The 20,129-nt window shown below is 62.4% G+C and carries 23 protein-coding genes; 14 read left to right on the forward strand and 9 right to left on the reverse strand.

All coding sequences use genetic code 11. From position 1 onward, the window contains the following. Positions 1 to 158: 158 nt before the first annotated feature. Genes D6T63_RS10400 through aztD form a run of 3 tightly spaced genes read left to right on the forward strand, consistent with a single transcriptional unit; the run spans position 159 to position 3,426 of the window. Positions 159 to 1,229 (forward strand): ABC transporter, encoded by a 1,071-nt coding sequence (locus D6T63_RS10400; RefSeq protein WP_235830677.1) that lies wholly within the window; start codon positions 159 to 161, stop codon positions 1,227 to 1,229. Then, on the forward strand, positions 1,226 to 2,176 hold the full coding sequence (gene aztC, locus D6T63_RS10405; RefSeq protein ID WP_120148994.1) for a zinc ABC transporter substrate-binding protein AztC: 951 nt from the start codon (positions 1,226 to 1,228) through the stop codon (positions 2,174 to 2,176). The genes D6T63_RS10400 and aztC overlap by 4 nt, the downstream gene beginning before the upstream one ends. Next, positions 2,173 to 3,426 carry a zinc metallochaperone AztD gene (aztD, locus tag D6T63_RS10410; RefSeq protein ID WP_120148995.1) on the forward strand — a complete coding sequence of 418 codons (1,254 nt, stop codon included), beginning with the start codon at positions 2,173 to 2,175 and terminating at the stop codon, positions 3,424 to 3,426. The genes aztC and aztD overlap by 4 nt, the downstream gene beginning before the upstream one ends. A gap of 173 nt (positions 3,427 to 3,599) precedes the next feature. Here aztD and D6T63_RS20020 read toward each other — a convergent pair whose 3' ends face one another. Further along, positions 3,600 to 3,734, reverse strand: a complete 135-nt coding sequence (locus tag D6T63_RS20020) for a hypothetical protein (RefSeq protein WP_268878020.1) — start codon at positions 3,732 to 3,734, stop codon at positions 3,600 to 3,602. Between the two features lie 164 nt (positions 3,735 to 3,898). After that, the gene (locus D6T63_RS10415; RefSeq protein WP_120148996.1) at positions 3,899 to 4,831 is read right to left on the reverse strand and encodes an AraC family transcriptional regulator; all 933 of its coding nucleotides are present in this window, start codon (positions 4,829 to 4,831) and stop codon (positions 3,899 to 3,901) included. An 81-nt stretch (positions 4,832 to 4,912) separates the two neighbouring features. On the opposite strand from D6T63_RS10415, the gene D6T63_RS10420 reads away from it, so the two are divergent. Then, positions 4,913 to 5,452, forward strand: a complete 540-nt coding sequence (locus D6T63_RS10420; protein WP_220725918.1) for an SDR family oxidoreductase — start codon at positions 4,913 to 4,915, stop codon at positions 5,450 to 5,452. A gap of 262 nt (positions 5,453 to 5,714) precedes the next feature. Next, on the forward strand, positions 5,715 to 6,161 hold the full coding sequence (locus D6T63_RS10425) for a DUF1772 domain-containing protein (RefSeq protein ID WP_120148997.1): 447 nt from the start codon (positions 5,715 to 5,717) through the stop codon (positions 6,159 to 6,161). A 223-nt stretch (positions 6,162 to 6,384) separates the two neighbouring features. Here D6T63_RS10425 and D6T63_RS10430 read toward each other — a convergent pair whose 3' ends face one another. Beyond that, the gene (locus tag D6T63_RS10430; protein WP_147394336.1) at positions 6,385 to 7,113 is read right to left on the reverse strand and encodes a CPBP family intramembrane glutamic endopeptidase; all 729 of its coding nucleotides are present in this window, start codon (positions 7,111 to 7,113) and stop codon (positions 6,385 to 6,387) included. Positions 7,114 to 7,391: 278 nt separating this feature from the next. On the opposite strand from D6T63_RS10430, the gene D6T63_RS10435 reads away from it, so the two are divergent. Then, entirely contained in the window at positions 7,392 to 7,754 is a 363-nt protein-coding gene (locus D6T63_RS10435; protein WP_147394337.1) for a hypothetical protein, read from the forward strand. A gap of 153 nt (positions 7,755 to 7,907) precedes the next feature. On the opposite strand, the gene D6T63_RS18905 is transcribed toward D6T63_RS10435, so the two are convergent. Then, positions 7,908 to 8,690, reverse strand: a complete 783-nt coding sequence (locus tag D6T63_RS18905; protein ID WP_147394339.1) for a hypothetical protein — start codon at positions 8,688 to 8,690, stop codon at positions 7,908 to 7,910. A 292-nt stretch (positions 8,691 to 8,982) separates the two neighbouring features. On the opposite strand from D6T63_RS18905, the gene D6T63_RS10445 reads away from it, so the two are divergent. Next, positions 8,983 to 9,606 carry a Chromate resistance protein ChrB gene (locus D6T63_RS10445; RefSeq protein WP_220725919.1) on the forward strand — a complete coding sequence of 208 codons (624 nt, stop codon included), beginning with the start codon at positions 8,983 to 8,985 and terminating at the stop codon, positions 9,604 to 9,606. 905 nt (positions 9,607 to 10,511) lie between these two features. On the opposite strand, the gene D6T63_RS10450 is transcribed toward D6T63_RS10445, so the two are convergent. Further along, positions 10,512 to 10,697, reverse strand: a complete 186-nt coding sequence (locus tag D6T63_RS10450; RefSeq protein WP_120149001.1) for a hypothetical protein — start codon at positions 10,695 to 10,697, stop codon at positions 10,512 to 10,514. Between the two features lie 225 nt (positions 10,698 to 10,922). On the opposite strand from D6T63_RS10450, the gene D6T63_RS10455 reads away from it, so the two are divergent. The 6 genes from D6T63_RS10455 to D6T63_RS19790 all read left to right on the forward strand — a co-directional run bounded on the left by D6T63_RS10455 (position 10,923) and on the right by D6T63_RS19790 (position 15,895). Further along, a complete protein-coding gene (locus D6T63_RS10455; protein ID WP_220725920.1) occupies positions 10,923 to 12,002 on the forward strand; it encodes a sodium:calcium antiporter in 1,080 nt (359 codons plus the stop codon). Positions 12,003 to 12,400: 398 nt separating this feature from the next. Beyond that, complete coding sequence (locus tag D6T63_RS10460) at positions 12,401 to 12,637, forward strand: YegP family protein (protein ID WP_120149002.1); 237 nt, start codon at positions 12,401 to 12,403, stop codon at positions 12,635 to 12,637. A 384-nt stretch (positions 12,638 to 13,021) separates the two neighbouring features. After that, a complete protein-coding gene (locus tag D6T63_RS10465) occupies positions 13,022 to 13,696 on the forward strand; it encodes a TasA family protein (protein ID WP_120149003.1) in 675 nt (224 codons plus the stop codon). Between the two features lie 103 nt (positions 13,697 to 13,799). Next, positions 13,800 to 14,549: a signal peptidase I gene (locus D6T63_RS10470; RefSeq protein WP_120149004.1), complete on the forward strand. Its 750-nt coding sequence runs from the start codon at positions 13,800 to 13,802 to the stop codon at positions 14,547 to 14,549. A gap of 65 nt (positions 14,550 to 14,614) precedes the next feature. Then, entirely contained in the window at positions 14,615 to 14,941 is a 327-nt protein-coding gene (locus D6T63_RS10475) for a hypothetical protein (protein WP_147394340.1), read from the forward strand. Positions 14,942 to 15,712: 771 nt separating this feature from the next. Further along, positions 15,713 to 15,895 (forward strand): hypothetical protein, encoded by a 183-nt coding sequence (locus D6T63_RS19790; protein ID WP_235830679.1) that lies wholly within the window; start codon positions 15,713 to 15,715, stop codon positions 15,893 to 15,895. 341 nt (positions 15,896 to 16,236) lie between these two features. Here D6T63_RS19790 and D6T63_RS10485 read toward each other — a convergent pair whose 3' ends face one another. The 3 genes from D6T63_RS10485 to D6T63_RS19230 all read right to left on the reverse strand — a co-directional run bounded on the left by D6T63_RS10485 (position 16,237) and on the right by D6T63_RS19230 (position 17,939). After that, positions 16,237 to 16,608 (reverse strand): VOC family protein, encoded by a 372-nt coding sequence (locus D6T63_RS10485; RefSeq protein WP_120149006.1) that lies wholly within the window; start codon positions 16,606 to 16,608, stop codon positions 16,237 to 16,239. Positions 16,609 to 17,385: 777 nt separating this feature from the next. Further along, the gene (locus D6T63_RS10495; protein WP_120149008.1) at positions 17,386 to 17,679 is read right to left on the reverse strand and encodes a DUF4287 domain-containing protein; all 294 of its coding nucleotides are present in this window, start codon (positions 17,677 to 17,679) and stop codon (positions 17,386 to 17,388) included. An 86-nt stretch (positions 17,680 to 17,765) separates the two neighbouring features. Beyond that, on the reverse strand, positions 17,766 to 17,939 hold the full coding sequence (locus tag D6T63_RS19230; RefSeq protein ID WP_182976952.1) for a hypothetical protein: 174 nt from the start codon (positions 17,937 to 17,939) through the stop codon (positions 17,766 to 17,768). A 951-nt stretch (positions 17,940 to 18,890) separates the two neighbouring features. Here D6T63_RS19230 and D6T63_RS18910 point away from each other — a divergent pair. After that, the gene (locus tag D6T63_RS18910; RefSeq protein ID WP_147394341.1) at positions 18,891 to 19,094 is read left to right on the forward strand and encodes a hypothetical protein; all 204 of its coding nucleotides are present in this window, start codon (positions 18,891 to 18,893) and stop codon (positions 19,092 to 19,094) included. Positions 19,095 to 19,318: 224 nt separating this feature from the next. Here D6T63_RS18910 and D6T63_RS10510 read toward each other — a convergent pair whose 3' ends face one another. Beyond that, positions 19,319 to 20,092 carry a methyltransferase domain-containing protein gene (locus D6T63_RS10510; RefSeq protein WP_120149011.1) on the reverse strand — a complete coding sequence of 258 codons (774 nt, stop codon included), beginning with the start codon at positions 20,090 to 20,092 and terminating at the stop codon, positions 19,319 to 19,321. Positions 20,093 to 20,129 lie beyond the last annotated feature (37 nt).

Here is a 20,129-nt window from a genome sequence, read left to right on the forward strand (position 1 = left end):
TGCTCGCCCTCACCCTTGCCTCCTGCTCGTCGACGGACTCGTCCGGGGATGACGTGAATAATCCTTTGGTCGCTTCCGGTTCGGCACCTGCTCCTGTTGGTGATGGACACGGGACTCTTCAAGGCTCCACGGAAGTAGCGGAGCCTCAGCTTCACCTGATGACCGTGGACACGGACGGCCACGTCGACCTGCTCGACCTGGCAGACGAGACCACCACTGGTATCGGTGAAGTCCAGGACGTCAGTGACACCTTCACGGACGGCCGCCATCTCTTCACGTCGTCCGCCACGACCGGGGTCATGACGGTCATCGACAGTGGCATGTGGACCTGGGACCACGAGGACCACTTCCACTACTACCGCGGCGAACCGAAGATCATCGGGACGATCGACGGCACGGGCGAAGCGATGGTGACGCCCGGCTCCTCAGGCACGGGAATCTACTTCCCCGACAGCGGTGAGGGCGCAGTGCTCGACAACGACGCCCTGGCGCAGGGCGAACTGACCGTTCGTACCGAATTTTCGGGACAACCACACGGAGGGATGCTCATCCCACTGTCGAACCTCACCCTCCTGACCCGACCAGGAATCGATGCGACAGCGGCGTCCGTTCAGGTATACGACGCTGACGGCGAACTGGTGGATGGTTCGTCAGCTGAATGTGTCGACGCCCAGGGCACTATCACCACACCTGTCGGCATCGTCATCGGGTGCGACGACGGCGCCCTTCTGGTAACGCTCGATGGTGACCAGGTCACGTTCGAACGGATCCCCTACCCGGCAGACCCGCCCACGGACAAAGCAACAGAGTTCCGGGCCCGCGAAGGGCGGCCAACAGTCGCCGCGGTCGCCGGGGACCAGGGCGCCTGGTTACTGGATACCCGTCGACGTTCCTGGCAGTTCATCCCCACGGAAGCTCCGTTGCTGCAGGTTTCCGCCGTCGACGACAGGGAAGGCCACGTCATCGCCCTCGGGAACGACGGTCGCATCCTCGTGCTCTCCGCCGAGACTTCCGGAACGATCGCCGCAACCGAACCGCTTCTGGCCGGGACCCTGAAGAATCCGGCACTTCTTGCCGGGGTCGAACTGACCACCGACCAACAGCGGGCTTACCTCAATGCTCCCGCCGAACAACAGCTCCATGAGATCGACTTCGCCGACAACGCGCGCATCGCCCGGACCTTCGACACCGCCAGCGTTCCTGCACACTTCGCGGAAACCGGCCGATGAGCAGGGTCCTCTTCAAGCCCCTGGCCCTGATCCTCGCCTCAGCAACGGTCATCGGAGCGTCGGGGTGCGCTACCGCCGGCTCCGACAAACCCGTCATCGTGGTCACCACCAACATTCTTGGAGACGTCGTCCAGAACGTCGTCGGCGACGAGGCCGAGGTACGTGTGCTCATGCAGCCGAACGCCGACCCGCACTCCTTCGAAATCTCCGCACAGGACGGAGCCATGATGCGGCAGGCAGACCTGATCGTCACGAACGGTCTTGGCCTCGAGGAAGGCTTACAGCAGCACATCGACAGCGCACAGTCCGACGACGTGCCCATCCTCGTCGCCGGAGAGGTCATCGAGCCCCTCGCCTATACAGAGGGTGACACCGAGGGTGCGCCGGACCCCCACTTCTGGACCGATCCGGCCCTCATGGTCGACGTCGTCGACACTCTCGAGCAACGGGTTCTGAGTATCGACGGCATCGCTCCCCGAGCCATCGAAACCTCGGCGGCCACCTATCAGGCAGAGCTCGCAGACCTCGACGCAGCCATGACAGAAGCCCTCACAGCGGTTCCCGTTGACCGGCGGAACCTCGTGACCAACCACCACGTCTTCGGCTACCTCGCCGCACGATACGACTTCCGCGTCATCGGCGCCGTGATCCCGGGCGGCACAACCCTGGCCTCGCCCAGCGCCTCCGACCTGCGCGACCTCGTCGCGGCCATCGAAGAGGCGCAGGTGAACACCATCTTCGCCGAGTCCTCCCAGCCGGACCGACTCGTCCAGGTCCTCGCGGACGGCGCGAACATCGACGTCGACGTCGTCGAACTCTTCACCGAATCACTCACTGATCCCGGTGAGGGCGCAGACACCTACCTGACCATGATGCGCACCAACACCGAGCGCATCTCCACCGGACTCTCACCCTCGAATCCAAAAGAAACAGAAGGAAAACAATGACAGCGAATCAGCTCACGAAACACCGGAGGCACCTCGCCCTCGCGGCGACCGTCGCCAGTTCCGCTCTGCTCATGACGGCATGTGGGTCCTCCCCGGAACCGGCGTCCGAAGCATCAGCCACACCAGACCCCACCCCCTCGGCGACCTCCGCGTCACCCACCTCCCGCGTCGCACTGTCCTACGACGGCGGCATCGCCGTCGTCGTAGGCACCACATTGGAACTCGAGGGCGATCTCCCCATCGACGGGTTCACACGGCTCAACCCCGCAGGCGACGGGCGCCACGCCCTTGTCACCGTCCCCGAGGGCTTCCGGGTCCTGGATCTCGGGACCTGGACCGATTCCTCCGGATCCCAGCAGGCAGAACCGAAGCTCACCGACCTGATGTTCGAAGCCGAAACCGCCGGACACGTGGTCCAGCACGGTGACAAGACCGTCCTCTACGCCGACGGCACCAGCGATACCACCATCTTCACCACTGACGACCTGCTCGATGCTGGAGACAGCCTCCCCGCGACCGACGTCATCACAGGCGATGAGGCGCACCACGGCGTCTCCATCGTCCTCGAGGACGGCACCTTCCTCACCACGGTCGGCAACTCCGAGAGCCGATCGGGGATCAAGGTCCTCGACGCCGACGGGAACGAGACCGCCAGCAGCGACGAGTGCCCCTCCATCCACGGTGAAGGCACCGCGATGAACGAGGTGGTCGCCTTCGGCTGCAGCGACGGCGCCCTCGTCTACGACAAGGGCGAGATCACCAAGATCATCTCGCCGGACGAGTACGGACGCATCGGCAACGCCTATGTCAGCGAGAACAGTCCTATCATCGCCGGTGACTACAACTCCAACCCCGACGCCGAGGACTACCTGCTGAGCGAACTCGCCCTGATCGACACCGGGACGAAGACCATGCAAGTCATCGACCTGCCCGAGGGTGTCGAGTACACGTTCCGCGATGTCGCCCGCGGACCCGATGAGGAGATCCTCATCATCGCCACCGACGGCGCCCTGCACACCCTCGATCCCGAGACCGGGGAGGTCACGAATTCCATCCCTGTGATCGAGGCCTGGGAAGGGCCCATCGAGTGGCAGGACCCGCACCCGGCCATCGAGGTGATCGGTGAAACCGCTTACATCACCGACCCCGCCGCGAAGAAGCTCTACGCCGTGGACATCACCACCGGGGACATCACCTCATCCGGAGAACTCCCCGGCGTCCCGAACGAGATCGCAGCAGTCGAAGGCTGATCCTATTCGTTCTCGTTCTCGTTCTCGGTGGAGCTGGAACCTCGACGGCGCCAGCTCCACCGTCGATGACCTCGTATGCAGCGTCCGGCACCAGCACGCCCTGACAATCAGTGGGACAACGACGATCTGGTCAGGACCACCGTCCGGCTCACGGACACCGCCCCGCTGAGAAGTCAGGACCCGAAGTCGAAGGAGCCCATGACTGCGTCAGCACCTGCTTCCTCCAGGTGAGCACCGAGGATCCCAGTCAGGATGCCGGCGAGGATGATCATGACGGCTCGCCACGGGCGACGACCAGATGATTGCAAGGCTGGTTCCATCTGCCCTTCGACCGTGACTCCCCTTCTGCCCATGACGGTCCTTTGTCATCGTGAAGATCTGAGATCTCGGGGAGATTCCCGTCTTGCAACTCATGGGATTCAGGACAACGAAAACGAGACACCACAATCGCTTACGGACAGCCCTACACAGTTCATGGTGCTAGAACGGGGCGGCGATGACGGTATTCGGTGGGAGTTGTGCTGGCTTGGCGCTTGAACGCTGTGCTGAATGCGTAGGCGTTGTTGTATCCGACGCTGTGGGCAACTCCTGCAACCGTGTTGGACGGAGTGTGGAGTAAGTCGCCAGCGAGAGTGAGTCGCCATCGGGTGAGGTAGGTCATCGGTGGCTCTCCGACGCTCGTTCGGAAGCGGGCCGCGAGTGTGGCGCGGGAGGCGTTCACCTTGCGGGCGAGAGTGTCCACGGTCCAGGGGGCAGCGGGGTCAGTGTGCAGGCATTCAAGGGCGCGGACAACCAGCGGATCGTTGCAGGTGAGCCAGGTGGCCGTCACCGGGCGGTCGGGGTCACTGATCCAGCTGCGGATGGTGTTGACGACGAGGACGTCGAGGAGGCGGTCGACGACGATCTGGGCTGCTGGATCTTCGTTGGCCAGTTCACACTGAAGGAGTTGGATGAGGGCGTTGTCGGCACGTGCGCCCGGGACCACGGCGAGGCGGGGCAGGGCGCGTGTGACGAGGCCGCCGGCGTTGTCAGGGCGTTGATACGTGCCGACAAGGAGCGCGGTTTCCCCGTCGATCGCGTTGCCCCATCGACGGATGCCGTGCCGGAATTCATCGCGGAGGTCGCGACCATCGAGGGTGGTGCACTGCTGTCCGGGCCCGATCTCGATCGAGGGTGTACTGGTGGCGGCGTCGGTTACTTCGTAGGGCTCAGGGCCGCGTATCAGGGCAACATCACTTGCGTTGAGCAGCGTGCCATTCACCCGGGCCTGCCCGCGGGTGACGACGAGCACGGTGAGAGCCGCCTGATCGTTCACCGTGATGCCCCATGGGGCACTCATACTCATGGCGAGAGCGAACGCGTTGGCTGCTCGAGGGCCGTCAAGGAAATGCGTCAGCGGATCCACCCGAGCAACGCTAGACGATCACGAAGGCGGGAGCGAGTCTGGCCCATTCACAATCTGATTGTCTGCCGGTGTACTGGCTGTATGACTACTCTCATCCTCGGCGGCGCTGGACGATCCGGCTCACGTATCACTGACCGACTCGTCGCTGCCGGACTACCGGTACGATCCGCCTCGCGGCGCACCGGCTTTGACTGGGACGACCGCTCGACCTGGGAGGCTACTTTCCGCGATGCCTCCGCGGCCTACGTCTGCTTCACCCCTGACCTCGCCCTCCCTGGAGTGCCAGAAAAGATGGAGGCACTTGGTCAGCTAGCTGCAAAGGAAGGTCTGGAGCGGCTGGTTCTGCTCTCGGGCCGGGGAGAGGAAGGCGCTCGGGCAAGCGAGGAGGCGCTGCGCAAGGGCAGCGTGCCGACCACGGTGCTGCGCTGTTCCTGGTTCCAGCAGAATTTCTCCGAACATTTCCTCACCGGCCCGGTGCGTCGGGGTCGGTTGCGGCTACCCGCCCCTGACGTTCCAGAAGCTTTCGTGGACTTGGAGGACGTAGCTGACGCGGCAGTCGTAGCCCTGACCCGGACACCCGTAGACGATGCGACGTATGAGCTATCGGGCCGGAACTGCTGACCTTCGCCCAAGCAGCTGCAGTGCTTGGTAACGCTTGCGGTAGGCCGGTCACCTTCGAGGCAGTCGACGTGTCGACTTTCGTCGACGATCTGGCAGTCGACGGAGTGCCGGCCGCGGAGGCCGAACCGTTGGCTTACTTGTTCACCTACATCCTGGATGGACGGAACGCATCACGGGCAGACGGCGTCGAACAACTGCTCGGCCGCCCTCCAGCATCCTTGGCATCCTACGCGCGGCGGACCGCCGACTCAGGAATCTGGTCATGATCCAAGTCGCCGCAGTAGTAGGAGCCGGGCTGGTCGGCGGCATCTATGCAGCCTTCTCGACAATGGTCATACCCGCACTCGCGCGGCTCGACAATCACGACGCAACTGCCGCAATGCTCCTCATCAACCGGAAAGCCGAACATGGCCCCTTTATTCTGCTTTTCGGATCCGCCACCGCAGCAGCCATCGGCCTAGCCATCAGCGCAATACCGCGCGGAGGAGTCACGGACATGGTCATCGCCGGCACATCCCTCGCAAGCACCATCGTGACGATCACCATCAGCGTCCCTCTCAATCGGCAACTCGCTCGAGAAGGTGCAAGCTTCTGGGCCGAGTATCGCCGCCGCTGGATAACCGCAAACACACTACGAGCCGCACTCGCCACCACCGCGGTCGTTATCGCAGGCACCCACTGGATCCTCACCACCGAAAGCAACGCATAGGCGCATCGTGGTCGAAGCTCGATCCCGAATGCCCTGGACGAATGCCGCACGCGTTGGGAAATCGTTGTTGTGCTGGGCTGCGGGCAGGTCACCGCAGGGGCGTACTGAGTCGGTTCTGGCAAAACGTCCACTCCCGCACGTCGAAGCTGGCCGTCAGAGGCTCGTCGGGCGGGACGTCAGGCGCAGGGATGACACGATCCCAGTACCTGACGTCCCGTCGCCTTCACACTTCTGCCATGGTTTTTTTGGGGGCCGTATCCTTCCTGAGAGCCAGGACACCGATACCCACGAAGACGATGGCGGTAGCGGCGGCGAAGGCGTCGCCGTGGGGCTCCCGCGTATGGATAGCGGTGAAGTCCGCAAGTGCATGCACGAGGATCAGGGGCAGGATCCAGTGGAAGCGGTACTGGAAGGCGGCCATGGCGAAGCCCACGACCCCCGACAGGAGAACATTGGTGAGGATGTCAAACGTGCCACGATCCGTCGTGGCGAACAGGGACAGGTGCTGCAAGCCAAAGAGCGCCCCAGTCAGGATCACGGCGGGCGCTGCCCTATAGCTCCGGCTGAGCCGTTCGAGGACCACGCCCCGGCTGATGAGTTCCTCATTGAATCCCACCAGGAGAAGTGTCACCACCCAGAGCGATGCTCCGGGTGAAGTGATGTCGAGGCCGGCCGGAAGAATCCACACCAGAGCTTCCAGCAGGAGCAACACAACGAGGAGCGCCGCGGCCCGTCCGGCCCACAGGCGGGTAATGCCGATTCGTGACCACAGTCCGAAATAGGTCACCAACCCGGCCGCGAAGAGGCAGCAGAGCACGTTGACGAACAGCCCGGCGTACCACCCCTGAATACCGATCAAAGGAGCGAGAGCCAATCCGCCGAGTATGACGCCGAAGCGACCCACATGGACAGCCGCACCAAAAGCCAGGTCGCTCCCCCGTGTGGTCATCATGGACCGAACATACAGCGACAGTAGTGGGGCGCCTAGGAGCACCTACCTGACACCACGGCGCCCATCGAAACGAGCCTGGTCGTGCACCCACCACTGAAACCGTCCGGTGAAGGATCCTCGACGTGCTCCATCGATTGCCGCGAGGCGCGCCCGCTGGTCCATCAACGCGAAGGAGAGGAATGGCGGTACTTGCCTATGCTTCGGTCATGGACCCTAGAACGAGCAGAGTCGAAGAGTTGCGATGGGCTGCGGTCCTCCTCCTCGTTCAAGGGGCTCTCATGGAAGGAACTGCAGCACTCGGTCTGATCGTCCTTTTGTTCATTGGAACCGAGCAAGCATCGATTGCTGAACACGCAACCGTCTTCGCTCTCCCCTACCTCCAGGAGAATCTCTATCTGATGATTGGCATGAGTGGGATCTTCGGTGTTCTTCGAATTATTGGAGCGGTTGCTTTGTGGCGGAACCGCCTCTGGGGAGCCGGTCTTTCGATCGCGATGTGTCTGGTGACCCTTTCATTGATGATCTTCCTTCTGCCGGCTGGACTGGCCGACGGCCTGCTGTCCGGCACGGCTCTAGTCCTCATACTGCACAGCTGGCTCGGGCGAGATCAAGAATGTGCCGTTCGAGCGATCATCAGCTGAGCTACCTCGTAACGCTATCCATATGTGTTGAAGTGGAGAACGGCGAGTGGAATATGAACGGCCACCGGACGGATCCCCCTGTTTCGCTCCGCTGGTCGCCGTTCCACACGGGTTCGTTGTTCGCGGGCCAAGATTTTGCCCGGGCACTTCTCGTCAGCCGGTTGGACGGAGGGAGGTGATCATTGCCCTGATCTTTTGGTACTCCTCGGTCTCCGCGTAGACCTCTGGGGTGTCTACGTGCATGGGCCTGCCGGGCGAAGTGTCGAAGGGGTCGTAGATCCCTCCGAATGCCGCACCGCTGGGGGGCCAGGTGAAGAAGTGGGCGATAGGGCAGGCATCTGGCCCGGTGGGATCCGGAGACGAGGTGATGCCGTACGCGAACGTCACCATCTTCACGGGATCGGTGGCGTACGGATTGGTGCGGGACTCGAACCGGAACGTCGGCGTCTCGCCTGCTTGTGCCAGTGCAGGCAGCGGTTCGGAATTGATCACGGAGTATGGAACTTTCTCGGTGCACACCGAAGCGGTGACGAGGTTGGTCTGAAGCGTGGCGAGTTGTCTTCCGGCGGCATCATTGACGACGACGAACACCCCGCTAGGTGCTGCCGCGTCGGGGCTCTCGGCCACCGTCCAGTCGATCGGATGATCGAAGGACAGGGCGCCATCAGACGTCGTGTAGGTGACGACATCTGCCTCCGATGCGGAACTTGCCGGGGCGGAAGTGGCTGGAGTAGTGGTGGGGTTGCTCGTGGCTGAACCGTCTGGTTTCGCAGTGGTGGATGTCGTGTCGGATGGGGGTGATGCCGTGGATGTTGCTGCGGGTGGGGTTTCCTGTGGGGTGGCCGGGTTGGCTTGCGGAGTAGCGCAGGAGCTGAGAATGAATGCGAGGCATACGGCCCCGGTGAATCCAACGGTTGGGGTTGCTGAACGGCCCATGGTTATTCCTTTGTAGCTAGGTGGACCGTTCTATTGTGGTGCTCAGTTCGCTGGTGGAAAACGGCCTTAATAAAATTGTTGCGGCCGTCATTCGATCGTTGCCGTTCCGTTAGTCCGTTGTGTCCCCGCTTGCCGGCTGTCCGTCGACGTTGTGTGGTCGAAGCGGTCGAGGGCAGACCGGGACCGATGCTCCAGACGAAGCTCCGAACGTCTGCAACGAGGCGCGCAGGCTTCCGCCCGGGCGAGATGTCCGGGCGGAAGCTCGATGTGCACACATGGCAAGATCATTTGCATGACTCTGCGTTCTCCTGCCAAGGAGCTCCTCTCGATTCTCCTGCTCCTGTCGTTGGCTCCCGGGGCAGGGAAGCAGAGCCCCAGCATGAATGCCAATTGGCTGCTTCTGATCTACCGGCTACCCAGTGAGCCGTCGCGTTTACGTGCCATGGTGTGGCGGCGACTTAAGGCTGCGGGTGCGATCTACTTGGCAAACTCGGTCGCGGCGCTGCCTGAGTCTCCTTGGGCGGAACGGACGATGCGCAAGCTGCGGGCCGAGGTCGAGGGCCTTGGCGGCTCCGGTCAGCTTCTGCGGGCCGAGACGCTCGTCGGTGTCGAACAGATCGTCGCGGAATTCAACGCTGCTCGGGATGCGGAGTATGCCGAACTGCTCGGCAAATGCGCGGACTTCCATGCCGAGCTTGAAAAGGAAACCAAAGCGGAGAAGTTCACATACCCCGAGCTCGAGGAGAACGAGGAGGATCTGGCCAAGCTGCGTGCCTGGCTGGACAAGATCAGTGCGCGTGACACGCTCGAAGCTCTGTGTGGGGGGCAGGCGCGGGAAGCTGTTGAGGCGTGCGCCGAGGCGTTGAATGAGTTCGCAGAGCACGTTTACGCTGCCGAGTTGGACGGCACATCCTAGTCACGACTATCACCGCAGACCTGACCGGACGGATGAATCGAGGCCACAAGGACGGAACTGCTGGCGGTCCTGCTGACCTTCGGCACAGTCTTGTCGGATTGCTCAACACCACTCTCCTGGCCACATTGGTGCTGGCCAACCGCTACCGGCCTTGATTGGTCTGGCTCGGTGTCACAATGGCTCTTACCGTTCAGGCCGCTAATGCAATCGCTTTTGGTCGTCGGAGTCATGGCTTGGGGCAATCTCAGGTGACGTAGATCTGATTGAGAACCGCATCAACGGTCGCGCCGTATTGGATACGATCAGCTAATTTTGGCGATGTGTTGCATAAAGACACAATCAGAAAATCTTGGATGCATCAAGGCGGTCCCCTTCCGGCGACCATTTCGGTCGTTACGGTGAAATTCCTACAATCGAGACGAAGTGATTAGGCCCTACCAGCCTATTCGGCCATGGTGTCGAGGGTGTCCGGATAGTTGTTCGCTTCTGAATCAGGCGTCAAGCGTGACGAAGGTCGAGGTGGTCCCGGTTTCGGCAACGACGCCCTCACGCACGGCGACCACCTCCGCGGCCTTCAACGACCGACGCTGGACGATTGCCAGCGCAATGGGCGTCTATTCGTCCGCGACGCCCTGGAACCGGTTGTGCCGGCCGCAGGAGTTCAGCGCGAATTGGAGGTTCAAAGCGACTACGTGTATCAGGTATTCCGCTGCGAGGCGTTCTTGATCCGCGGCCCAGAATCCGGTACGGCGACAGCGTGCGGAGCTGCCCGGAGCTGTACTTCGGCGAAGCCGATGTCGGGTTTCTCTTGCGTAACGCGGATCGGTTCTGACCGATGATCTTGCAGGATGATCTCGGTTGTCCCGAACTTCTAAATCGCCGTGCGCACGGCACGACGGCGGGGCTCAGGGCTCCACAAGCCGCCTTCGCCACTTCACGATGTCGTTGACGAGGACCTGATACGCCAACAGCCGCTTGAGGCGGGCGTTTCCCTCCGACTCCTGGGTCCGCTTGGACTCCTCGGTGTTCTGTTCGGGCCCGTACTGGTTCGGCCACCGGTACCGCGTAGCCTCAGTTCCTCCTGTGTCCATGCTCGGACACGAAACTCACACAGACGCCGAATTCCACATGGGGACCAGATGTAACCACTGTTATTTACGTTTCATAACAAGCGTCACTATATTCTTGTAGTGCCGGGTTGAATGCATCAAAGAGGAGAGAAAAGGGTCTTCCTCTCCGTTGTGATGTCAATTACAGTGAAGGCGTCCCCTCGGTACTCACACGTTCAAAGGCCTCGTCAAGACATTATGGTTTCTATGATCACGTTCATTCTTGGCGCAGCGCTATTGATCTACGCCGCCGACAAACTCGTCAGTCATCTGGTCGGCGCAGCGCGAGGCCTGACGGTCTCGGTCTTTCTACTCGCCATAATCTTCACCGGGATCGAGTTCGATGATGTAGCCCTCGGGGTTGTTCTCAACCTAGAGGATATGGACGGGGTTGCAGTCGGCATTGTCTTCGGAACCACTGTGTCGTACAGCGGTATCGTCCTCGCTATTGCGGCAATCGTGGCTCCGACGAGAGTCAGCATCCCGCGGGACTACCTCGGTATCTTTGCCCTCTCACCTCTCATACTCATCCCGTTCCTCTTGACCGGGCCAATGACAATCGTCCACGGATTCATTCTGGTGGGCCTCTTCCTGGTGTTCCTCACCTACGTGGTCGTCCGGGAATCCAGGGCTAACAGGCCAGTTTTCCGTGATGCTGAGATGTTCGAGGCCTATGAGATGGCTCGCACGCCCGGCAGTCAAGCCGCTTCCAGCACAGACACGCTGACCTTGACCCGCGGCGAAGGTGGGGCGTCACCAAGCCAATCGAGCAAGTTCTTTACCAAGAAAATGCCGTTCCCGGAAGCGAATCGGCGCGTTGGCTTACCTGCACTGGCGCTGGTCGCCCTCGCGCTCGTCGGGCTCATCCTCGGTGCCTATCTTGTCGCTGAGGGAACCGGAGGCATTCTGGAAGACCTCGGCATGGAAGCGACCGTTTTCGGCGCGACGATCGCCACCCTCGTCCTGACTCTCGAAGACCTTTACCTCACGGTCAGGCCTGCCATGAAAGGCGCTCCAGAAATAGGCATCGCCAACCTGATCGGCAGCGCGGTCTTCTCAGTGACGGCAAAACTCGGCGTGCTTCTGCTTTTCGGCAGCGTAATCGTCGACCCCCAGGTGTTCACGTGGCACCTGCCCGCACTGACGCTGATGACCTGGGTCGCGACATACTTCCTCTGGACAGGACATCTGCGCAGATGGCACGGCTTTGTCCTCCTTGGTCTCTACATCGTCTATTGGACGGTAACCTTCTTCGGCTTCGGGGAAATACCAGTCGAGATGGACTGAACTCTTGGACGACCCTCCATCAGTGGAGATCAACTAAGTCCCTGCCAGTTTCCACAACCAATCAGATGCAGGATGGGTACATCTCGTGGGACTTGAGTCAGTCACAGCCAACCCGACACCTGCATCTACACCTGTGCGGCCCGACGCCGGAGTGTCTCCGCGTCGTCGGGTTGGCACATCAGCAGGTGGAACACCGGCATCACGGGGTTCGTGGCTCGTTGTCGACACGTACTCGCCAGTACACGATGAGGTCTTTACCATCGGAGAATGGGTGTGGCTGGGGTCACATGGGGCAAGCTCTATCCCGTTACAGGGCCAGATCGGGACGCGGCGTTGCGTTCAGGTTTTGATGACGAGCCCGAGCAGTCCTTCTGCCCGGGTGATTCCAGGGGGAATTCATGGCCGCGGTGATCGAACTTTTTCATGATCGAGACGATGCATACAGATTCAGATTGAAAACACCCGACGGGACAGTAATCGCCGTGTCCAAACCTTTCCCGGACAAGGCTGCGGCCGTAGCGGGTATCCGTGCCGTCCGTGAGTGCGCGGGAACCGGCCTCATTACGGACCTCTGCTTACCAAGACCTCACACAGCAGGAGCCCCGCGACGACCGGTAGGACCCGCAATCAATTAGGCCCTCAGGAGGCGAGTGCAGCGTCAGCGGACGTGGTTGACGCCCGCGGCTCGGCGCCCCCAACAAATTGGTGACCGACATTTATAGCCCGGGATGGCTCGCACCGCACCTCCGCCTACTTCATGTACGTAGCGCTGTACCAGTGAGCGTCCGGCGAACCAGCAGTCACCCGTACCGGACTCTTCCTCCGTCTCCTGAAGAGGGCCTTTCCGTCTTCGGCGTTTCTTCGGTTTTCCTTCGAGCTTCAACTAGTAGTGATTTGAGGGGTGGGGATCAGGATTGGTTCTAGAAGGAACGGCGCCTTGGGGGTGCCGGACCACGAACATGAAACACTGCTCCTCCTGATTGCCACACCTGGCATCTCTTCACGAAACGGGTCTCACCATGGCACGCACCGCACGCACGTCCTCCACCCCGGCTAAGCGCATCAGCATGAAGTCCACCTCCGGCAAGGTCCTCGCCTCCGTCGCACTGCTCGGTGTCGCCGCTTCGGTGGCGGGTCTTGGCACGTATGGTTCGTTCACCTCCACCACCTCCGCCAGCGAGACCGTGACCGCCGGCACCCTGAAAGTAGCCCTCGGCGACGCCGGCACCGCCACCAACCGCCTCACCGTTCCGGCCATCGGGGTCATCCCCGGCGATTCCGTCCAGCGAGTGGCAACCCTCACGAATGCCGGCAACCAGGATTTCGGCGGTGTCACCCTCACCACCACGGCCGTGACCCCGAATGCGCAGACCCTCCCCACGAAGCTCCTCACCGACGCCGCCCTCGGCCTGCAGGTCACCGTCGACGCGTGCACCGACCCCTGGACCGAAGCCGGCACCGCCCCCGCGTACACCTACACCTGCACAGGCACCACCACCAGCGTCCTGTCCACCCGCCCCATCCTCGGCACCGACTACGCCCTCACGAACCTGCAGTCGATCGTCAGCGCCAAAACAGACAACCTCCGCGTCACCGCGACTCTGCCCACCGCCGCCGACAACACATTCCAGGGCTTGACCGGTTCCGTGAACTTCGCCTTTACCGCCACGCAGCGCGCCGCCACCAGCCGCTAGCCCTCCGGGCACGAAGCGCGGCGTCCGGGGATTCCTCCGGACACGGGCTCACCGCCCGACGTCGACCTGGTCTTCGGGCCGGATATGAAGGAGATGGATCCGTATGACGGTTATCGACCGAGCCCCGCAGTCCATCCTTTCGACGCCGGCACCGGTTCGCACGGGTTCGTCTCCCGAACCCGGTGAGGGTCCGGGTAGATCTGAAGGCTCCCTGATAGGGCGGGTCGTTCGCCGCCTGGTGAACCTGACCGGCACGCTCGTCGTGATCGGCGCTGTGCTTGTGTTCTTGTTCCTCGCTGTCGGACCGCGTTTCATGGGTTACCAGACAGCGACGATGCTCACCGGCAGCATGGCACCGGAGATCGTCCCGGGCGACGTCGTGGTCACCACCGAGCAACCCGTCGCCGACGTACAGGTCGGCGACGTCATCAGCTATCACATCCCCGTGGAAGACCATCGGGTCGAAACCCACCGGGTCGTCGAGGTCATCGCCAATCCGGATGGGACGATAGCGGTCCGCACCAAGGGCGACGCGAACGATGCGGTGGACCCGTGGGTCGCAACCCTTGACGGCGACTTCGTCTACGAACAAGCTTTCGTCGTTCCCGTCATCGGAGACGCCATCCGGGCCCTTCGCACACCCATCGTGAACACCATCCTCGTCTACGGGGCGCCCGCGGTCCTGGTCCTCGGCGTTCTCATCATGATCTGGTCACGCCCCACTACCCCCCAAACAAACACCGACGCAGGCACAGACACCGACACCGGTTCTGCCTCGCATGTCGATGCTGGTCCTGCCGCCGGGGCTTCTGACGCTGGTGGTTCTGACGCTGCAGTTGCTGGGCGTCAGTGAGTTCACGCCCGCTCCTGCCGTCGGTGGGCACGTGGCACGGGGAGGTGCCTGCGATAGTGCCAATCGTGGACCTGCCCGCCTTCGGTTGCCTCGTGCAGGAACTATCCTGCCGTGCTTGGGCCCTGGCTTTCGTGGGCACGTTCACGTCGATGCTCGAATCCCGCATCGAACGGATCGGCACGGCGTTGAACCGGCTAGACGAGGAAGAGGGACGGGTGGCGATGCTCAGCCTGATGGCCAGCGCGGCGATGGTCGGAGCCGCACGGCTCCACGCCGTGGTCGACGCCGCGCTGACAACCCCTTTCTCCCACGTCGACAGCGACACCGTGGTGAAGGTGCTGCACTTGGAAGCGCACCGCTTCCGCGACGCATTCAAGGCGCTCGCTACCTGAGCCGGGCAGGTCAGGGCCTTCTTGATGAGATTTTCGGGAACTCCCCGTGCTAGCGCCCTTGTCCCCTGCGACCGGGGTAGGCACTTTATCCTCAGTTCTTGCGCAGCATCGGGCGGTTGGTCCCGTCGCGAGGACCACTACGGCATAGGCTCGACGATCGGGACGTGGTGAGGCACCACGGCGGCGTGAGTTCAGCCGTTCAGGACGTGGTGAGGCACCACGGCGGCGTGAGTTCAGCCGTTCAGGACGTATGGGCCCACCGTGATCTGGGGAGACACATGGGATCGAGGCGCGTTGCAGCGGACGGCTCGGCATGACACCTGCGCTGCAAAGGTACCGACAGGCAAAGCCATTGCTGGTCAAGGTCCTTGCTTCCGTAGGCGCTGTCGGGGCGGCAGCAGCTGCCGCTGGTGCTGGCACGTATGGTTCCTTCACCTCCACCACATCGGTTGATGACACGCTGACAGCCGGCACCGTAGAGGTCCGCCTCGGTACCGCGGGTACCGCTGAGAACCGCCTCACCGTAGCCTTCGCCGGGGGTGTGCCCGGCGACGCGATGCAGCGCGTGGCCACCCTCACCAACGTCGGCAACCAGAACTTCGGCCGTGTCACCCTCACCACCACAGCCACCACGCGGCCACCAAGCTCACCACCGATGCAGCCAACGGCCTGCAGGTCACCGTCGACGCCTGCAGCATTCCCTGGACCGAAGCCGGCACCGCGCCTGCCTACACCTACACCTGCGGTGGGACCATTGCCAGCGTCCTGCCGATGCGCCCCATCATCGGCGCAGACCTCGTCCTGTCCAACCTTGCATCCATCAGTACCACCAGGGCGGACAACCTCCGCGTCACCGCTACCTTGCCCACTACCGCGAACAACGACTTCCAAGGCCTGGCCGGCTGCGTGAACTTCGCCTTCACCGCCACCCAACGCGCTACTACCAACCGCTGACCAGGGTGCTCCCGAGACAATGGAGCGAAGGCGGCAGGAAAACCAGCCGGGCCTCACCTCATCTGGCACCCCTCGACGGTTATTCTTCGTAATTCAGTCGCCGTGGCGTGATCTGGGCCTACACAGGCCCTTCGCCGACGTGGGCAAAACCGTTCAGATAAGGTGAGGCGCGGTCAGCTCGTCTGGATGTCCCTCAGCGCCCTCAGGGAATGTTTCACCTACGGCTTTGAACCCGTCCGGCAGACCGACCGGCTAGGGCACTGGGTTTTCCTGCCGACCAGTGTTGCGACAGGTGGTGGCCGCGATTCGACGAACGAATTGTTCCCAGGTGCTGCAGCACTTTATCCATCAGCTCCGGCAGCCTGCCAGAGCTGGATAGCGTGCCCCTCCGGATCCTGAAGGTCCGCGAACACCCCGTTCGGATAACTCACCGGGTCACGCCTGACAGGTATGCCTGCATCCTCGAGCTGAGTGACCATCGCGGCGAGGTCCCGCACCCGAAACGTCACAGCCCACGCCGTTCCGGCCGGAAAATGCTCTGATCCAAAAGGCAGTGCAGCGAACACCGTGGCCCCAGCCTCCTGTCTCCACGACGAAACGTCGTAGGACCCGGGCGGAGCATCAACGCCCAGATGAACGCTGTACCACCGAGTCAGAGCCTCCGGATCCCTGGCTTGGAAGAACATGCCACCGATACCCGTCACGCGCTCCATCCCCTGACGATAGCCGTGACCGTAACGACGTCAAGAGCGTCCCAACCCTTCCGCTTCCGCTTCCGACAGACCAACGGGTGCACGTTGTTCGAGGCAGGTCCAACCGAGCGATGGCTTAGCTCCCGTTGCGAAGCGAGGATCAATTGTCCCGGCTAGGCTCGGAGGGAAGGCAGGCAAACGGTGGGGGCAGTCATGGCTTTACGCGAATTCAGCATTCTCATCGTTCCGGTGATGTGGCTGATCATCGGTTCTTTCCTGTACCGAATCACCCAGCGATGAACAACTACTCCGTGCCAATGAATGATTATGCAGGGTCAGAGGGAGCGTTCTTCTGGTTCGCTGTGGCCGTCATCAACGCGGGGCTGGCCGAACACAAGAATCGATCCCGATTGGCGTGGTTCTTCCTGTCCCTGTTCTTCGGGCCGTTTGCCACTCTGCTGATCGTCGTGATGAGGCCGGCAAGGCCAGTTCCTCGTTCGACCTCGCGCCGGGGTAGAAAGCCTTGACGAGTAGTTGTTGGAGGGAAGCTTCCGACGCTCACCGTGCGGATGAAAGGAGCGTAGGGCGATCGCTCGACGGAAAGCTTCGTCCTGGGATCGCCCGACCGGCCGCGTGGATGACGTCATACGGAGCACTCGAGCCCCCAAGACGACAGGCGATGGGCGCCTTAGCCCGTCCAAAGTTCGTGCGGCGCCGACAGGATGCCTCGAGGATCGGGGTAGTCCCTGCCCGGGCTAGGTTGGGTACTTCTTGTGCTCGATGCAGTGCTTCGACCGCTCAGTAGCCCTCTGGCTTGGTGGCGATACCGTCGAGCCACAGGTGGTCCTTGGGGTCACTGTGGGCACCGCCCGTGCCGACGTGTTTGCTACCGATGCTGTCGCCTCTCGTGATGACGTGAACCATGGCCATGCCGTGGCCCCGCCCGAGTCCGTATTCCTCCGACAGCCATGTGAGGATGGGTCCCGCCTTGGTCTCGGGACCTAAACCGCGCTGCTGCGCAATGCCGATCAACTGGCGCGGTGTAAGCCCCGTCTTTTTCTCGACCGTATCGAGGTAGGCCTGGAACGACATCGACGTCTCCTTTCTTTCGGTCAGTGTGCCTCATCCCTTGGGAGTCCGCTAGCCGATCCTTCACCGCGAGGGGTCGCCTGTAGCCGTCAGGGGTTTCCATTATTTCGGCGAGGTGCGAAGAGGCCCAGGCTGTAGGTAAGCAGGATGAGCGACATGACCAACCCTGATCCGACAGCGGCTCCAAGAGCGCTGGCCTGGGTGGCGACAATAAGGCCCAAACCACCCAGAAAGGCGAGTGTTCCGCCTAGCGTGTAGAACATGCGCTCCTTGAAGGCCCAGGCAAAGGGAAGAAAATGTAGGCCAACAGTCAAAGCGATCAACGCAGGCCGTAGCTCTAATTCCCCCACCGACTCGAGCCACCGGCCACCGGCCGCTATCAGCGTGAACTCCAGGACGACGCAAAGGATGTAGACCCCGATGTGCCACCCGCGAGGCGGTACAAAGAGGCCGAGGGAGCGTGGGGCGGCGAAGAGGAACCAGAGGGTTGCACCGACGCACGCGACGACAAGAATGCGCGCCGCGGTGGATGGTACGTCGGAGAATCCTGGTGTGTAGGAGAAAACGAAGACACAAGCACCCACCAACCCAACGAGAGTTCCTATCCGCCGTGGATCCGCGAATCGTGGAGGTGCGGCGGTCGGAAGTGGATGAGGTGTGCTGTTATCGGTCACTGAAGGAGCCTCCCAGACAACGTCACAGCTCACTAGTTCCTGAAAAAGAATCATGAGGTGAATCGCCCGACTTCACCTTGCGGCCCTCCTACTGGACGGCCAAGTCTTCCGGGCACGGCATATCGTCCGCACAATGCGCTTGAGCGAGTTGATGTAGGAAGGGGGGCCGTCTCATTCGCCATTCATGAGGCGACATATCGTCCGAGCTCCAGCCTTGCGTACGTTGCTTCGCCCTACTCCTGTCCAGCCCACTCCACCTTGACAGTAGGATGAGACGCTCGTGATGCGTTGACCCCGTTACCCGATCCGAAGAGGACGTTCGTCGTGCTGCCACTGCGTGCTACCCGATTCAGCAAGTCTCGCGCCCTGTCCATGGCGGCCGTACTGCTGGTCCTTACCGGTTGCTCGTTCGCCGATCCAGAACCCGATGCCCCCCAATCACCCGCAGGATCACCGGTAAGCTCGGCACCCTCCACAGAGCCGGCCACCGGTGCGGCCGTCGACACCGTCGATGACGCATGTGCTCGGATTCTTGACCTGGTGCGCACGGCACCTGAGCAGCTAGCCACCGATCCGCTGGGACTGCTGGTCGAGATCGATGAGATTGCCAGGACGGCCCCGCCGGAGCTGGCCAGCCAAATCACTGAGCTCCGTGATGCCGTCGAGAGCTTTCGGCAGGGCGACGAATCACTGATCAGTGTCGTGCGGAAGGCTCGGCAGCTGCAGGAGCGCTGCTCGGCCTGACGCTCATGCACTCCGTTCCGGGGCGCTGAACGGTCTTAGGCTTGGCAGCTCCTACCGGGTGTCAGAAAGCGGGCGTGCAGCGATACCTCGAATGCGTCAGTTCAGGGCACTGATCCATTGCCCTGCTGTAGCGTGCGGGCGGGCACGTAGGGAACGCGTTTCCACTCGTGGTGGTGTTGATGGTCAGGACACTGCTCCACAATCCGGCCAAAGGTTCGTTCCGTTCAGGCTGCTCTATACCCGACGGCGAAGAGTCGACGGAAGCCGAAGACCGTCCCGTGCCCGCTCCGCGGGTATGCGGCGCGGAGCAACTCTCCGTAGCCGGCCTCGAACTCTCCGCCCTCCTCCGCGGACAGCGCGTCCAGGATCGGCCGGAGGCCGGCGCCGCGCATCCAGTCGAGGACGGCGTCCTCCCCCTGGAGCACCTGCTGGTAGGTCGTCTCCCACACGTCCGCCTCGAGCCCCGCGGACAGCAGGATGTGGAGGTACTCCGGCGGCTCGCCCACGGCATCGTCGTGGCGCAGCACCCCGTGCAGCCGGTCCTTCCACCGCTCGTTCGCGGCATGCAGGCGCAGAAGGGTGTGGGATGGAGCCGAGAAGTTACCGGGCACCTGCATCGCGAGCCATCCTCCGGCCGACAGGCCCTCCGCCCATGCTGCAAGGAGATCCTGATGTCCAGGGACCCATTGAAGGGCTGCATTGGTCACGACGACGTCGTCCCCGCCCGGCTCGTAATGGCGCAGGTCCCCGGCTTCGAACGACAGGTTCGGCATGGGAGGGCGATGCCCGGCTGCGTCGATCATGTCCCTGCTCGCGTCGATCCCCCGCACCGCCGCATCCGGCCATCGAATCGCCAGCATCTCGGTCAGGTCACCGGGTCCACAGCCGAGGTCGACGACGGAGCGCGGCGCATCATGCCCGATCCGCCCGACCAGGTCCATGAACGGGCGTCCCCGAAGGCCCGCATGGTGGCCGTACAGTGCCGGATGCCAACGCATGATCCACCCTAACTCCGGACGACACCGCCACCGGTAG

Origin of the sequence: Arthrobacter cheniae (assembly GCF_003602275.1) — a bacterium.
GTDB classification, from domain to species: Bacteria; Actinomycetota; Actinomycetes; order Actinomycetales; family Micrococcaceae; genus Arthrobacter_D; species Arthrobacter_D cheniae.